Genomic DNA, 14,104 nt, shown 5'->3' on the forward strand with positions numbered 1-14,104 from the left:
TTAACGCGAGATTTATTTTAACCGCGCTTTGAGATAATTGGCATAATCTGGCACTTGAATATCAACAGTTTGGTTAAATAATTGACTTTGCACCAAAAAGTCAGCACTGGCGATATTCATTGCAACAGGAATATTCCACACCGTAGCAATACGCATTAAGGCTTTGACATCAGGATCGTGTGGCACGGCATTCATTGGATCCCAAAAGAAAATCAGCACATCAATTTTCTGTTCTGCAATTAATGCACCAAGCTGTTGATCCCCGCCCATAGGACCGCTTAACAATGGTGTGATGGGAAGAGCAGTTTCTGCTTGGATTAAATTGCCCGTTGTTCCTGTGCCATAAAGAATATGAGCAGAAAGTAAAGTGCGGTGCTTTTTACACCAATTTATTAAATCTTGTTTACAGTGATCGTGGGCAACCAAAGCAATATGTTTATTTTCTGTAAGCTGGCGCGTGGTATTTTGCATTTTTCCTCCAGATAGCAAAAAGTGAGCGTAAAGCCCACTTTTTCTCAATAATAATTTACGATTATTTTTGTTTTTTTGCCCAATTTAAGAAACGTGTTTGTGTTTCTTTATCTGCTTGTTGGAACCAATATTGTAATTGCTGTTCCACCACATTTTCACCTTGTACGGTGATTTTACCTTTTTGTGCTTTTGCTGCAGAAGGCAATGCTGCTGGCATTGCTGTTGTGGCAAAAGAAGATACCGAAGCAACCGCACCTGAAGCGTTGTACTCAGAAAGATTGTCAATGAGATTTAAACCCGGTAAGAAACCTTCCTGTTTTAATAGATCTTGTTTAAATGGCACATTTTTTCCTGAAACAGTTTTTACGCTAACAACAGGGTTTTTATTATAAGCTTCCGTTTCACGCTCATCTTCAAGGTGTGGGGCAGAAATCACAACGTCTTCTGCTGTCCCTTGGAAAGTGACGATGATTGGATTGGATTCAAATAATGCCCGATCAGAACCACCCGATCTCACCACTTCACTTACACGCACCACAACTTGATGGGGTTGTGCATCATTAGCTTTAAAAGAATTTGTTGATTTTAAAAGAGATTTACTCGCCTTTTGTCCGTCAATGGCTAAAAAATCAACATTAGATGAACTGGTTACCATACCAGCAAAACTTGCTGTACTAGTGAATAACGCTGCGGTAGCTAATGCAGCAAAACGAAATTTCATATTCGCTCCTTTCATATAAGGGATAATGTTTTATTTTGATTCACTTTAATCATTTAAAGTGGACTTGGCTATGCTATGCTAATTTGGCAAAAATGAAAATAAAAAATTTTATTTTTGCTTGAAATTTGCGCAGTTAAATGACATTGGAATGATTTGGATCATTAGGAAGGAAAATGAACGTAAAAAAATTTGCCGTTTATGGGTGTGTGCAAGGGGTAGGGTTTCGCTATTTCACTTGGAAAGAAGCCACAAAAATCGGGCTAACGGGCTGGGTAAAAAATCGCTCAGATGGAAGTGTATTGGTTATTGCGAAAGGTTCAGAACAACAATTAACCCAACTTTATCAATGGTTACAACGTGGCTCACCCAGTGCGGTGGTGAAACAGGTCATTATGGAAGATTATCTTGGTGATGCAGTTTTCCACGATTTTTCTGTACGTCGTACTTAATGCAGATCAAATAAGTCGCACTTAATGCAGATCAAATAAACAGAATATCGCGTTATTGAATGCCTCAAAATACAAGCCTATAACGGGTTAAAGAACGGGAAGCCAAGCCATAAGCAAAATGTACCTTGTTGTATTGGGACAGAACGCTGTTTTCTTAGTTAATTGGACGAAGTTTGCGATAGCCTAACGCGAGTACAAAGCCTAATGCCTGTAACAAAATAATGGTTGGGCCTGTAGCCGCATCAAGATGATAGCTCAGAATTACGCCAAGAAAACTGCTTATTGTAGCAGTGGCAATGGCAATAAGTAGCATTGTGTTGAAATTTTTACTCAACACATAAGCGGTGATCCCCGGTGAAATCAGCATTGCGGTGACTAAAATAATCCCGACCACTTGCATTGTGCTGATGATCGTTAAGGCGAGCAAAAACAGCAAACCATAATGCAATTTTGTTACCGCAAGCCCAATTACACGCGCGTGGTTTGGATCAAAACAGAAAAGCAAAAAATCTTTTCTTTTCAGTAAGATAATCAACAAAACTAGCGTGGCGATAACCAGTGTTTGAACTAATTCCTGTGGGGTAATCCCTAATAAATTGCCGAATAGAATATGGGAAAGGTGTTGTTCCGTCTCGACCTTACTAAATAGCACAAGCCCCACTGCGAACATTCCTGAAAACATAATGCCCATCACCGTGTCTTCCTTAATGCGGCTGTGAGATTTTAAATAGCCAATGCCAAAAGCACAGCATAAGCCAGAAACTAATGCACCTATGGCTAAGGGAATGCTTGCTACATAAGCCAACACGATTCCCGGTAAGATCGAATGAGAAATGGCATCGCCCATTAGCGACCAGCCTTTCAAAATCAAAAAACAAGACAATACAGCACAAATCACGGCAATGATTAATGCCATAAATAACGCATTTTGCATAAAAGGATAACTGAGCGGTTCAACCCACCAGTTCAGTCCGACGTCAATCCAATTCATTATTCCTGCTCCTTATTAGCAGAACGCGTGTGGCGTAAAATGCCGTATTTAGGGGAAAAGAAAAACGCGGCTAAGAAAAGTGCGGTCTGAAAACACACAATTAATCCGCCTGTTGCACCGTCTAAATAATAGCTGATATACACCCCCAATAAACTGCTCCCTATGCCAAAGCTTACTGCAATGATCACTAAGGTTTTAAAGCGATCCGTGAGTAAATAGGCCGTTGCCCCCGGTGTGATGACCATTGCGATCACCAAAATTGCGCCAACGGTTTGCAAGGCAGCCACCACACAAGCACTTAACAGGGCAAAAAAGAGTATTTTGTAATAACGTGGTGATAATCCTACGGTGGAGGCTTGCATTTCATCAAAAAAGACCAGTAACAGATCTTTCCAAAAAATCAGTAATAGGATAAAACAAATGCTAATAATGATTGCCACTTGCCAAATATCTTCTACTGAAATACCTAAAAGGTTGCCTAATACAATATCTTGTACGTTAATGGCGGTAGGATTGAGAGAAATAATAAATAATCCCAGTGCAAAAAAGGTGGTAAAAATAAACCCGATCACTGCGTCTTGACGTAAGTTTGATAAGGATTTTACCCATAAAATAGAAAGTGCGGCTAAAATTCCTGAAAAAAATGCTCCGATTACATAAGGGAAAGAGAACGCATAGGCGATGGCAACCCCGGGAACAACAGAATGCGAAAGGGCATCGCCAATTAATGACCAACCTTTCAACATTAAATAGGCGGATAAAAACGCACAAATCCCTCCCACCATTGCGCTTAATATAAAGGCGTTGATCATATACTCATAATGGAAAGGTTCTAATAATAAGGCGATCATTGGGTGTTCTCTTTAGTCGAACGGCACGGGCAATCTTCCACATTACAATCACGAATAATCGGCGCAGGTGGATCATTTTTAGTTTGTCCATAAAACACCGCAGGCAGTTCATCGTCGGTGAGAACGGTAACGGTACGTTCATCTTCATCATCGTGTAGATCGCGCGCGCTGAGTTTGACATTGCGCAACACACCACCAAAGACCTGTTCTAAATTTTGTTGAGTGAAGGTGCTGGCAGTACTGCCTTGCGCAAGCACTGTTCGGTTGATCATAATCACTTGATCGCAATAATCAGGGACTGCCCCTAAATTATGGGTGGAGACGAGAATTAAATAGCCTTCTTTACGCAAATTGGCAAGGAGATCCATAATTGCCGCTTCCGTTTGTACATCAACGCCCGTGAAAGGTTCATCAAGCAGAATAATTTTGCTTTTTTGCGCAAGTGCGCGCGCAAGAAAGACGCGTTTTTTCTGTCCACCAGAAAGCTCGCCAATTTGACGTTGTGCAAGGTGCGCAATATTTAAACGTGTCATTGCAAGCTGAACTTCTTGTTTATCAAGTGCGGTGGGAATTCTTAGCAAATTCATATAGCCATAACGCCCCATCATCACTACATCATAAACGGAAACAGGAAATTGCCAATCCACTTCCTCACTTTGTGGCACATAGGCGATTAAATTTTGTTTTAGTGCGTTTTTAATTGGCTGATCACAAAGCAAAACTTGCCCCTGTTGTGGTTTGACCAATCCCATTAAACTTTTAAATAAGGTGGATTTACCACTCCCATTCACGCCCACCAATGCACAGGTTGTCCCGCCTTGTAATTGAAAAGACACATTATGAATGGCGGTATGTCCGTTGTTATAACGGACGGTGACATCCTGTACCTTAATGGTGGGCTGATTATTGGGCATTTTCAAATCCTTCAATAATGGTTGTTATCGTGGTGTTAAGCAAATCTAAATAAGTGGGAACCGCCCCTTTTGCATTGGAAAGGGAATCCACATATAGCACACCGCCATAATGAATGTGGCTTTCTTTCGCCACTTGTTGAGCAGGTTTTGGCGAGATGGTACTTTCGCTGAAAATCACTGGAATATGATGTTGGCGAATTAAATCGATCATCTGGCGTACTTGTTGCGGTGTGCCTTGCTGTTCTGCATTTATTGCCCAAAGATAAACTTCTTTAAAGCCATAATCCTGAGCGAGATAGCTAAAGGCGCCTTCAGAGGTGGCAAGCCAGCGCTGCGCTTGGGGAATTTTATCAAATTTAGGACGAAGTGTGCTATCTAAAGTGCGGATCTTTTTTGCATAATTTTCCGCATTTTGACGGTAGGTTTCTGCATTTTGTGGATCATATTTAATCAACGCATTTTTGATATTTTCCACATAAATTAACCCATTACTTGGCGACATCCACGCGTGTGGATTTGGGATTTTTTTCTCTGCACTTTCCGCAATAAAAATTGGCTGAATGCCTTCTGTTACCACCACGGCAGGTTTATCCTGCACATTCTGGAAAAAACGTACGAACCAACGCTCTAAGTTTAGCCCATTCCATAATACCAAATTCGCAGACTGTGCTTTGACAATATCTTTTGGAGTTGGCTCATAGCCGTGAATTTCCGCGCCTGGCTTGGTAATAGATTCTACGGTTGCTGCATCACCTGCAATATTTTGTGCAATGTCTTGAATGATGGTAAAGGTTGTGACGACTTTAAATTTAGCATAGCTGAGATGACTGAATAAGATTGTCGCGATTAAGCTCGCCATAGTGAATAATTTCAACATAAATCCCCTTAAAGTGAATGGTTTTTAATGATTATAAAGGGTAAATCATCGCAAGTAAATGAGAATAGTTCTCAAATTATAAGCATTTTGCAGGTTTTGGTAATCCAGCCAGTTTCGTTGCTTGCTTTGCCGGGCCTTCTGGGAATAAGCGTTGTAAGTAACGGCTGTTGCCTTTATCTTCCCCTAATTTTTGTGCCATTGCTTTCACCAACATTCTGATCGCTGGGGAAGTGTGGTATTCCTGATAAAAATCGCGTACAAAATGAATGACTTCCCAATGTGCCTCGGTTAGCGTGAGTGCTTCTTGCTGTGCAATAGCTAGCGCGACATCAGGCGTCCACTGGGTTAAATCCAATAAATAGCCTTCATTATCTGTTTCGATGATTTGATTGTTAATATTCAACATTTTTCTTTCCTTTATTGTTTTTTTAATTATACAAAAACGCCCCTAGAAAGGGGCGTTGAATTTACCGATTAAAGCAATTATTAATCATTGCGTAAAATACCGAGTAAGTTTAATAAACTCACAAAGATATTATAAATAGACACATAAAGGCTCACGGTTGCACGGATATAATTGGTTTCACCACCGTGAATGATGCTACTGGTTTGATATAAAATGCCCATACTAGAGAAGACGATAAATAATGCACTTAACGCAACATAAAATGCAGGCATTTTAAAGAAGAAACTGGCAATCATTCCCACTACAAGCACAATAAATAGCGTAAACATCATACCTGAAAGGAACGACATATCTTTTTTCGTGCTTAATACATAGAAAGAACAGGCGAAGAACACCGCTGCGGTTCCGCCAAGTGCAAGGGCGATTAAATCTCCTAATCCTGCACCGATGTACATATTTAATACCGGCCCTAGAGAATAGCCAATAAAACCAGTTAAGGCGAAGGTTGAAAGAATTCCCCACGCACTATTTTCTAATGCACTATTTAAAAATAATAAGCCATAAAATCCCACTAATAACACACCGAAATGTAATGGGGCAACATTTAAGGTCATTGCCACATAAGCAACAATGGCAGAAAAAGTTAAGGTTAAAGCGAGTAAGAAATAGGTATTGCGTAACACTTTATTGGTGGCTAATACCGATTCTTGGCGGCTGTCTTCAACGATTAAACGAGATTGCATAAACGCTCCTGTGATGAATATAAAAGTCAGACTGATAAAGTATAGGCTAGAGAGGGAAAAGTCAATGAATAGCAATGGATTTTTATTTATTTTCCTATTGCCGTGAATAGGCAAAAAACACGGAGATTGTTATAATTCAAAACATAATGTTAAAGAAGACATCAGCAATCAAACGAATGACAACACAATTAGAAAAACACTTTTGGCAACATAAATCACTACTGGAAATGAATGAGGCAGAATGGGAAGCCTTGTGTGATGGTTGTGGAAAATGCTGTTATCGTAAATTTATTGAAGGGCGAGGGCGTCGAAAAACCTTATACTTTACTCGCATTGCGTGCAATTTATTAAATTTAGAAACAGGAAAGTGCGGTAATTATTTGCAACGTTTTCAACTTGAGCCAGATTGTACTAAACTGACAAAAAAGAATTTACCCGACTTTCATTGGCTACCCGCGACCTGCGCGTATCGTTTGTTGTATGAAAATAAACCGCTTTTTGATTGGCATCCATTAATTTCTGGCGATCCAAACACCGTTAAACTCGCCCATATTCCCATTGCCAATGGCATTCACGAAAAAGAGGTGATTGATTGGTTTGAGTTTGTGATTGATGAAGCGTAAAAGAAAAGTGCGGTAATTTTTACCGCACTTTTTCTATGAAACCAATTTTTTAGGATCTTCTCCAAAACGATTTTTACCGTAAGTTCCATCTGAACAGGCAAATACCAGTAATACAATAGCTCCAATAAACGGGATAATAGCAATTAATAACCACCAACCAGAGCGATTGGTATCGTGTAATCGCCTTACTCTTACTGCGAAAGAAGGAAGTAAGGTTGCAATCCAGTAAACTCCATAAAGTCCACTAAACCCAAAACTACTAAGTAAAACAAAATCAAATAACATTAAAATAGCACTTAATAAAAGATCAATAGCAGTAAACCACCAAAATTCTTTACGTCTTGCTCGCCCGTTAAATTGAGCATAATGCTTTAATACATATAAATACCAATCCATTTTTTAGCCTTTAATTACTTAAGAAAAGTCTAATTATTCTAGAAAGTAGGAATATCTCTGTCAATTATCAATCTTTTATATTAGAGAGAAAAATCTTTATTTGATAGAGATCACGAATTTAAAGGAAACCGTTTGCTTTTAACTTATTGATTTGTAGAATGAAGTTAATTCTCCAGTATTTATGGTTGTTGGAAGAGCAAATGGATATGAAAACACCAAGTTATACAAGAGCTGAGGAATTAGGCATTGCCATTTCTCATTATGATATTGACGGCAATTTAATTTATGCTAATCCAGAGAGTTTGGCCTATTTTGTTGAATTGCTTTCTTTACGGCGAGACAATCCAGATAAGAAAAGTGCGGTGCAATTTGATGATGTTTTTGTGGTGAAAGAAGGGGAACCGATTATTTATGATATTGCACGGTTAGCACCAATATCGCCGATACGCAATGCGATCTTATTTAACGAACAACATCAGCCCATAACGCCACTTTCCTTTACGAATTCACTCTTTTCTTTTCCTACACAACCTTTTGGTTATTATCTTTTACAGCTTTCTGCTTGTGAAAAAATCTATCACGTTCGCCTCTTTGTTAACCCTAAAACGACTTACCAACCTACGATTTTTCAGCAGAAAAAAGCGTGGGGCTTAAATGTTCAGCTTTATAGCTTACGTTCAGCACGAAATTGGGGCATTGGTGATTTTGCCGATTTAGCATATTTGGTCGAACAAGCAAGCCACTACGGCGCAGAATTTATCGGCATTAACCCATTGCACGCAATGTATTCAGCCGTGCCTGAATGGGCAAGTCCTTATAGCTCAGCCTCAAGACGTTATTTGAATTGGCTTTACCTTGCCGTTGATCAATTGCCCGAATATAAATTATGTCAATCCGTGCAGAATTGGGTTAATCAAGCAGAGATTCAACAGCAACTTTTTGTTTTACGCAATGCAGAGCAAGTGAATTATACGGAAATTACGCAGCTAAAATTGACCGCACTTGAAAAATTATATGCTTATTTCCAACGTAGCCGTGCGGCAAAAATCCAGCCTCGGCAAAAGGCGTTTGCCGATTTTGTTAAACAGCAAGGGAATGATTTGTTATATCAAGGCTTATTTGAGGTGTTAGATCGTCAAAGTTCGCACTCAACCATTGAGCAAGAAAGCCAAATAGGCTGGCTTGGTTGGCAACAATATCAACAACTTAATACGAAACAACGGGATAAATTAATTCGTCAGCATAAAGATGAAGTGATGTTTTATTGCTGGTTACAATGGCTTGTGCAAGAGCAACTTCATCATCTTCAAGCCTTATGCCAAGAGAAAGGAATGTCTTTAGGCATTTATGGTGATTTAGCGGTAAGTAGCTCAAGGGGCAGTGCAGAGGTGTGGGCAGATCCCACTCTTTACTGCGTAGCGGCGTCCGTGGGCGCACCACCCGATCCTTTAGGTCCTGTGGGACAGAATTGGCATATTCCGCCTTATCATCCGAGTGAACTAAAAGCCCGTGGTTTTCAACCTTTTATCGATTTATTACGAGCCAATATGCAGCATTTTGGCGTGTTGCGGATCGATCATATTATGGGGCTTTTCCGCTTATGGCTCATTCCCCCTGAAAAAACCGCCGCCGATGGGCTTTATGTGCATTATCCTTTTGCCGAATTAATGGCCATTTTGGCGATTGAAAGCCAACGTAATCAATGCCTTGTTGTCGGGGAGGATTTAGGCACCGTGCCAGATGAAGTGCGGTGGAAATTAAACGAATTTCAGATTTTTTCCTATTTTGTACTGTATTTTGAGAAGCAGGATTTGCAATATCCCGATAAGAATGCGTTTCCAACGAATGCCTTTGCTACCATTGGCACGCACGATGTGCCGTCTTTAAGTAGCTTTTGGCATTGTCGAGATCTCGAACTTTTTGCTCAACTTGGCGTGTTGCAAGGGGAAATGCTAAAACAGAAATATGATCAACGTGTTATTGACAAACAAGCGTTACTCAATAGTTTACACCGCGATCAGTATTTGCCAGATGATTACTGGGGCGATGCACTCAGTATGGCAATGCACCAAAACTTAATGCGAGTGATCCACCTTTATTTGGCAGAAAGTCAAACCAAACTCATTGGCGTACAGTTAGAAAATTTATTGGAACAAGAGATTTCCTTTAATTTGCCCGGAACCTCATTGGAATACCCAAATTGGCGAATGAAATTATCTCGTTCGATTGAAGACATCTTTTCTGACGAAAAAATCACCGCACTTTTAACTGAAATTAATCAAGCGCGTCTGCGATAAGAGGTTTGTATGAATAAATACCTTCCACAAGAAACCATTAATGCCTTTTTTAACGGGACACATTCTGATCCATTTTCTGTATTAGGAATGCACGAAACAGAAAAAGGGATTGAAATCCGCGTGTTATTGCCTGATGCGGATAAGGTCGTGATTATTAATAAAGAAAATCAAGAAAAAGTGTGCGAACTAACTTGCCTTGATGATCGTGGCTTTTTCGCAGCGGTAATGCCAGAGACACGCAGTTTTTTTGCTTATCAATTAGAAGTTTACTGGGGGAATGAACCTCAGCTTATTGAAGATCCTTATCGTTTCCACCCAATTATTCAAGAGCTGGATAATTGGCTGTTGGCGGAAGGCTCACATTTACGCCCTTATGAAATTTTGGGCGCTCATTTTATGCAATGTGAAGGCGTATCAGGCGTAAATTTTCGCCTATGGGCGCCGAATGCAAAACGCGTTTCTATTGTGGGCGATTTTAACTATTGGGACGGTCGTCGTCACCCAATGCGTTTTCACGCCACCAGTGGCATTTGGGAATTATTTGTGCCAAAAGCGGCACTCGGACAGTTCTATAAATTTGAAGTACTCGATTGCAATGAACAGTTACGTTTAAAAGCCGATCCTTACGCCTTTAGCTCACAGCTTCGCCCTGATACTGCTTCACAAATTAGCCCATTGCCAAATGGGGTAGAAATGACCGAAAAACGACGTAAAGCAAACCAATTTGATCAGCCAATTTCCATTTATGAGGTGCATTTAGGCTCTTGGCGGCGTAATCTTGAGAATAATTTCTGGTTGGATTATGACCAAATTGCCGAGGAACTCATTCCTTATGTCAAAGAAATGGGGTTTACGCATATTGAATTTTTGCCCTTGTCGGAATTTCCTTTTGATGGTTCTTGGGGCTATCAACCCATTGGGCTTTATTCACCAACCAGCCGTTTTGGCACACCCGAAGGCTTTAAACGTTTGATCGAGAAAGCCCACGAGGCGGGCATTAATGTGATTTTAGATTGGGTGCCGGGGCATTTCCCAAGTGATACTCACGGTTTGGCCGCCTTTGATGGCACGGCGTTGTATGAACACGCTGATCCAAGAGAAGGCTATCATCAAGATTGGAATACCTTAATTTATAACTATGGTCGTAATGAGGTGAAAAATTTCTTATCGGGGAATGCATTATATTGGCTTGAACGTTTTGGTTTAGACGGTTTGCGTGTAGATGCCGTGGCATCAATGATTTACCGAGATTACAGCCGCGCAGACGGTGAGTGGATTCCAAACCAATACGGGGGCAGAGAAAACTTAGAAGCCATTGAATTTTTAAAACACACCAATTATGTGATCGGCACAGAAAATGCAGGCGCAATTACTATTGCGGAAGAATCCACCTCCTTTGCAGGTGTCACCCACCCACCGCAAGATGGCGGCTTAGGTTTCCACTTTAAATGGAATATGGGCTGGATGAACGACACCTTATCCTATATGCGAAAAGATCCGATATATCGCCAACATCATCACGATCAAATGACCTTTGGAATGATGTATCAATATCGTGAAAACTTTGTGCTCCCACTTTCTCACGATGAAGTGGTACACGGCAAAGGTTCACTTATCGGCAAAATGCCGGGGGATGCGTGGCAAAAATTTGCCAATTTGCGCGCTTATTATGGCTATATGTGGGGGTATCCCGGCAAAAAATTGCTCTTTATGGGCAACGAATTTGCCCAAGGGCGTGAGTGGAATTACCAAGAAAGCCTAGATTGGTTCTTACTTGATGAAAGTGTTGGTGGGGGCTGGCATAAAGGCGTATTGAATTTAGTGAAAGATTTAAACCGCACTTATCAAACTCACCCAGCGTTATACCAATTAGATTACGATCCAAAGGGCTTTAATTGGCTTGTGGTAGATGATTATCAACATTCTGTCTTCGTGTTTGAACGTTGTAGTCGTGATGAGGAACGTATTATCGTGGTCAGTAACTTCACGCCAGTACCGCGTTATGCGTATCGCTTTGGCGTGAATGAAGCAGGGGTATATGAAGAAATTCTCAATACAGATTCTTACTTCTATCAAGGTGCTAACCTTGGTAATCAAGGTGAAGTACAGAGTGAAGCTATTCCAAGCCACAATAAGGCGCATTCTATTTCCGTAACCATTCCGCCATTGGCAACGATTTACCTAAAATGGCGAAAACCTGCTAAAAGCGAGAAAAGAACGCCAAGCACCCAAGCGGAAAACGAGCAAAAAATGAAAACAACAACGCGTAAAACAAAGAAAGCACCGCGGTAAAAGAAAAAATCCGCCTAAAGAGGCATTTAAATCAAGCGATAAATGGACAACACAGAATGATCAGCACGGCAGCAGGAAAGCCTTACCCATTAGGGAGTTCTATTGAAATTTTGCAAGATAATTCAGGCAACAAAAAAGTGGGCTGGAATTTTGCGCTATTTTCTTCTTGCGCAGAAAGCGTCAAATTATGTTTATTTTTTGACGGACAGGAATTACCCCTAGAAATGTACCAAAGTGGCGCGTTTTGGCATTTATGGGTGGGGGAGTTGCCTTATGGCACGCAATATGGCTTTCGTATTACAGGACAAGATAACACCTTATTCAACCCACAAAAATTAATGCTCGATCCTTATGCGAAAGCGGTGATAGGTAAGCCGGATTTAAGTTGCATTGAAAAGCAGCAATGGTTTTTACTCAACGATCCTCGAGATAACGCTCACCTTGCGCCTAAAGGTGTCCTCGTTGATAACCAATTTGATTGGCAAGGTGATAAACCCTTAGCCACACCTTGGGCTGACACCATCATTTATGAATTGCACGTTAAAGGGTTTACCCAGTTACGACAAGATTTACCAGAGGCTATTCGTGGTACTTATGCAGGCTTAGCACACCCCACAATGATTACCTATTTAAAAGAACTGGGGATAAGTGCGGTGGAAATTTTACCGATAAATTATCATCTTGATGAACCGCATTTACAGGAAAAAGGATTGGTCAATTATTGGGGATATAGCCCATTGGCAATGTTTGCCGTAGAAACAGCTTATTGGTCAGGGCAAACGGGAACAACGCCATTGAGTGAATTTAAAACAATGGTGAGAGCGCTTCATCAAGCGGGTATTGAAGTCATTTTAGATGTGGTGTTCAACCACAGCGTGGAATCAGAAAAACACTTTCCCACTTTTAGCCAGCGTGGAATTGATGATCGGGCTTACTATTGGCAAAACGCACAAGGGGAATACCTGAATGCCACAGGCTGCGGCAATACCTTAAATTTAGCCAATGACATCACTCGCCGCTGGGTGTTGGATTGCTTAATTTATTGGGTGGAAGAATGCCATATTGACGGTTTCCGTTTTGATCTTGCTACTGTATTAGGTAGAGAAACCCCAGCGTTTAACCCACAGGCAAGGCTTTTTGCTGAGATTGCGCAAGAACCGCGTTTACAGCAATGCAAATTTATTGCTGAGCCTTGGGATATTGGCGAAGGTGGTTATCAAGTGGGGAATTTCCCTCACTATTTTGCTGAATGGAACGATCGTTTTCGTGATGATCTTTGCCGTTTTTGGTTACGGAAAAGCGGTGAGTTAGGCGGTTTTGCACAACGTTTTGCCGGATCGAGTGAAATTTATCAAAAAGAAGATCGCAAGCCACATCATTCTGTGAATTTTATTACTGCACACGATGGCTTTACCCTGTGCGATCTCACCAGTTATAACGAAAAACATAATCTCGCCAACGGTGAGCAAAATCGTGATGGACGTAACGAAAATTACAGTTATAACCACGGGATAGAGGGCGTAGAAAATCTTCCAGAGGAAGTGAAATACCAACGTTTTTTAAGCTGTGGCGGTTTGCTAGCGAGTTTATTGTTAGCAAATGGCACACCAATGTTGCTGGCAGGCGATGAATTTGGACATAGCCAAAAAGGTAACAATAACGCCTATTGCCAAGATAATGAAATTACGTGGCTAAATTGGCAAAAATTTCAACCGCACTTCGTTGAGATGACTAAACAGCTTATTGCCCTAAGAAAACAAATCCCAAGTTTACAACGGGATCAATGGTGGACGGAAGAAAATGTGCAATGGCGTAACGCACAAGGGCAATTAATGAGTGTGGCGGATTGGCATAATCCCCATAGCAAAGCAATGCAAATTCAGTTAGATGAAGATTGGTTACTTTTAATCAATGCAAAAGCAGAATTACAAACGTTCTTGTTGCCAGATGGGAAATGGGAAGTTGTATATAGTGGTGCGTTCGTACAAATGCAAGGAAATCTATGGGCTGTGAATGATCTCGCATTCGTATGTTGCACGAAAAAAGGAAATGATTATTGAGCAATCAATAAAT

General features: G+C 40.7%; 14 protein-coding genes. 5 read left to right on the forward strand and 9 right to left on the reverse strand.

Going from position 1 to position 14,104, the window contains the following annotated elements:
* Window positions 1-12: 12 nt before the first annotated feature.
* Both mgsA and L5B83_RS07590 read right to left on the reverse strand, forming a co-directional pair.
* Window positions 13-471: a methylglyoxal synthase gene (gene mgsA / locus L5B83_RS07585; protein WP_250350284.1), complete on the reverse strand. Its 459-nt coding sequence runs from the start codon at window positions 469-471 to the stop codon at window positions 13-15.
* A gap of 61 nt (window positions 472-532) precedes the next feature.
* A complete protein-coding gene (locus L5B83_RS07590; RefSeq protein ID WP_265778046.1) occupies window positions 533-1,192 on the reverse strand; it encodes a curli polymerization inhibitor CsgI-related protein in 660 nt (219 codons plus the stop codon).
* A gap of 173 nt (window positions 1,193-1,365) precedes the next feature.
* Between L5B83_RS07590 and L5B83_RS07595 the strand changes: the two genes are divergently transcribed.
* The gene (locus L5B83_RS07595; protein WP_250362978.1) at window positions 1,366-1,641 is read left to right on the forward strand and encodes an acylphosphatase; all 276 of its coding nucleotides are present in this window, start codon (window positions 1,366-1,368) and stop codon (window positions 1,639-1,641) included.
* 154 nt (window positions 1,642-1,795) lie between these two features.
* Here the strand turns inward: L5B83_RS07595 and L5B83_RS07600 are convergent, their stop codons facing one another.
* The 6 genes from L5B83_RS07600 to L5B83_RS07625 all read right to left on the reverse strand — a co-directional run bounded on the left by L5B83_RS07600 (window position 1,796) and on the right by L5B83_RS07625 (window position 6,423).
* Window positions 1,796-2,632: a metal ABC transporter permease gene (locus tag L5B83_RS07600; protein ID WP_265778047.1), complete on the reverse strand. Its 837-nt coding sequence runs from the start codon at window positions 2,630-2,632 to the stop codon at window positions 1,796-1,798.
* Window positions 2,632-3,483 (reverse strand): metal ABC transporter permease, encoded by an 852-nt coding sequence (locus L5B83_RS07605; protein WP_265778048.1) that lies wholly within the window; start codon window positions 3,481-3,483, stop codon window positions 2,632-2,634. Before L5B83_RS07605 ends, L5B83_RS07600 begins: the two co-directional genes overlap by 1 nt.
* A complete protein-coding gene (locus tag L5B83_RS07610) occupies window positions 3,480-4,397 on the reverse strand; it encodes an ATP-binding cassette domain-containing protein (RefSeq protein ID WP_265778049.1) in 918 nt (305 codons plus the stop codon). The genes L5B83_RS07605 and L5B83_RS07610 overlap by 4 nt, the downstream gene beginning before the upstream one ends.
* On the reverse strand, window positions 4,387-5,274 hold the full coding sequence (locus tag L5B83_RS07615; RefSeq protein WP_442780628.1) for a metal ABC transporter substrate-binding protein: 888 nt from the start codon (window positions 5,272-5,274) through the stop codon (window positions 4,387-4,389). The genes L5B83_RS07610 and L5B83_RS07615 overlap by 11 nt, the downstream gene beginning before the upstream one ends.
* Before the next feature lie 76 nt (window positions 5,275-5,350).
* Window positions 5,351-5,680, reverse strand: coding sequence for a TusE/DsrC/DsvC family sulfur relay protein (locus L5B83_RS07620; RefSeq protein ID WP_250350278.1), 330 nt, complete (start codon window positions 5,678-5,680; stop codon window positions 5,351-5,353).
* A gap of 80 nt (window positions 5,681-5,760) precedes the next feature.
* A complete protein-coding gene (locus tag L5B83_RS07625) occupies window positions 5,761-6,423 on the reverse strand; it encodes a Bax inhibitor-1 family protein (RefSeq protein WP_250350277.1) in 663 nt (220 codons plus the stop codon).
* A gap of 176 nt (window positions 6,424-6,599) precedes the next feature.
* Between L5B83_RS07625 and L5B83_RS07630 the strand changes: the two genes are divergently transcribed.
* Window positions 6,600-7,046 (forward strand): YcgN family cysteine cluster protein, encoded by a 447-nt coding sequence (locus tag L5B83_RS07630; protein WP_265778050.1) that lies wholly within the window; start codon window positions 6,600-6,602, stop codon window positions 7,044-7,046.
* A 33-nt stretch (window positions 7,047-7,079) separates the two neighbouring features.
* On the opposite strand, the gene L5B83_RS07635 is transcribed toward L5B83_RS07630, so the two are convergent.
* Window positions 7,080-7,442 (reverse strand): DUF805 domain-containing protein, encoded by a 363-nt coding sequence (locus tag L5B83_RS07635; RefSeq protein ID WP_265778051.1) that lies wholly within the window; start codon window positions 7,440-7,442, stop codon window positions 7,080-7,082.
* A gap of 200 nt (window positions 7,443-7,642) precedes the next feature.
* On the opposite strand from L5B83_RS07635, the gene malQ reads away from it, so the two are divergent.
* From malQ to glgX, 3 genes are read left to right on the forward strand one after another with little or no spacing between them, the layout of a single operon-like run.
* Window positions 7,643-9,739: a 4-alpha-glucanotransferase gene (gene malQ, locus L5B83_RS07640; protein ID WP_265778400.1), complete on the forward strand. Its 2,097-nt coding sequence runs from the start codon at window positions 7,643-7,645 to the stop codon at window positions 9,737-9,739.
* Window positions 9,740-9,748: 9 nt separating this feature from the next.
* On the forward strand, window positions 9,749-12,031 hold the full coding sequence (gene glgB, locus L5B83_RS07645) for a 1,4-alpha-glucan branching protein GlgB (protein WP_265778052.1): 2,283 nt from the start codon (window positions 9,749-9,751) through the stop codon (window positions 12,029-12,031).
* Between the two features lie 56 nt (window positions 12,032-12,087).
* On the forward strand, window positions 12,088-14,091 hold the full coding sequence (gene glgX / locus L5B83_RS07650; RefSeq protein ID WP_265778053.1) for a glycogen debranching protein GlgX: 2,004 nt from the start codon (window positions 12,088-12,090) through the stop codon (window positions 14,089-14,091).
* Window positions 14,092-14,104 lie beyond the last annotated feature (13 nt).

The sequence above is a fragment of the Avibacterium sp. 21-599 genome (assembly GCF_026226765.1).
GTDB lineage: Bacteria > Pseudomonadota > Gammaproteobacteria > Enterobacterales > Pasteurellaceae > Avibacterium.

Coding starts and splice junctions, on each gene's coding strand:
- glgX (WP_265778053.1), top strand. CDS start 12,088: ATGATCAGCACGGCAGCAGGAAAGCCTTACCCATTAGGGAGTTCTATT.
- L5B83_RS07635 (WP_265778051.1), bottom strand. CDS start 7,442: ATGGATTGGTATTTATATGTATTAAAGCATTATGCTCAATTTAACGGG.
- glgB (WP_265778052.1), top strand. CDS start 9,749: ATGAATAAATACCTTCCACAAGAAACCATTAATGCCTTTTTTAACGGG.
- L5B83_RS07610 (WP_265778049.1), bottom strand. CDS start 4,397: ATGCCCAATAATCAGCCCACCATTAAGGTACAGGATGTCACCGTCCGT.
- L5B83_RS07605 (WP_265778048.1), bottom strand. CDS start 3,483: ATGATCGCCTTATTATTAGAACCTTTCCATTATGAGTATATGATCAAC.
- L5B83_RS07625 (WP_250350277.1), bottom strand. CDS start 6,423: ATGCAATCTCGTTTAATCGTTGAAGACAGCCGCCAAGAATCGGTATTA.
- L5B83_RS07620 (WP_250350278.1), bottom strand. CDS start 5,680: ATGTTGAATATTAACAATCAAATCATCGAAACAGATAATGAAGGCTAT.
- L5B83_RS07595 (WP_250362978.1), top strand. CDS start 1,366: ATGAACGTAAAAAAATTTGCCGTTTATGGGTGTGTGCAAGGGGTAGGG.
- L5B83_RS07615 (WP_442780628.1), bottom strand. CDS start 5,274: ATGTTGAAATTATTCACTATGGCGAGCTTAATCGCGACAATCTTATTC.
- malQ (WP_265778400.1), top strand. CDS start 7,643: ATGGATATGAAAACACCAAGTTATACAAGAGCTGAGGAATTAGGCATT.
- L5B83_RS07590 (WP_265778046.1), bottom strand. CDS start 1,192: ATGAAATTTCGTTTTGCTGCATTAGCTACCGCAGCGTTATTCACTAGT.
- L5B83_RS07630 (WP_265778050.1), top strand. CDS start 6,600: ATGACAACACAATTAGAAAAACACTTTTGGCAACATAAATCACTACTG.
- L5B83_RS07600 (WP_265778047.1), bottom strand. CDS start 2,632: ATGAATTGGATTGACGTCGGACTGAACTGGTGGGTTGAACCGCTCAGT.
- mgsA (WP_250350284.1), bottom strand. CDS start 471: ATGCAAAATACCACGCGCCAGCTTACAGAAAATAAACATATTGCTTTG.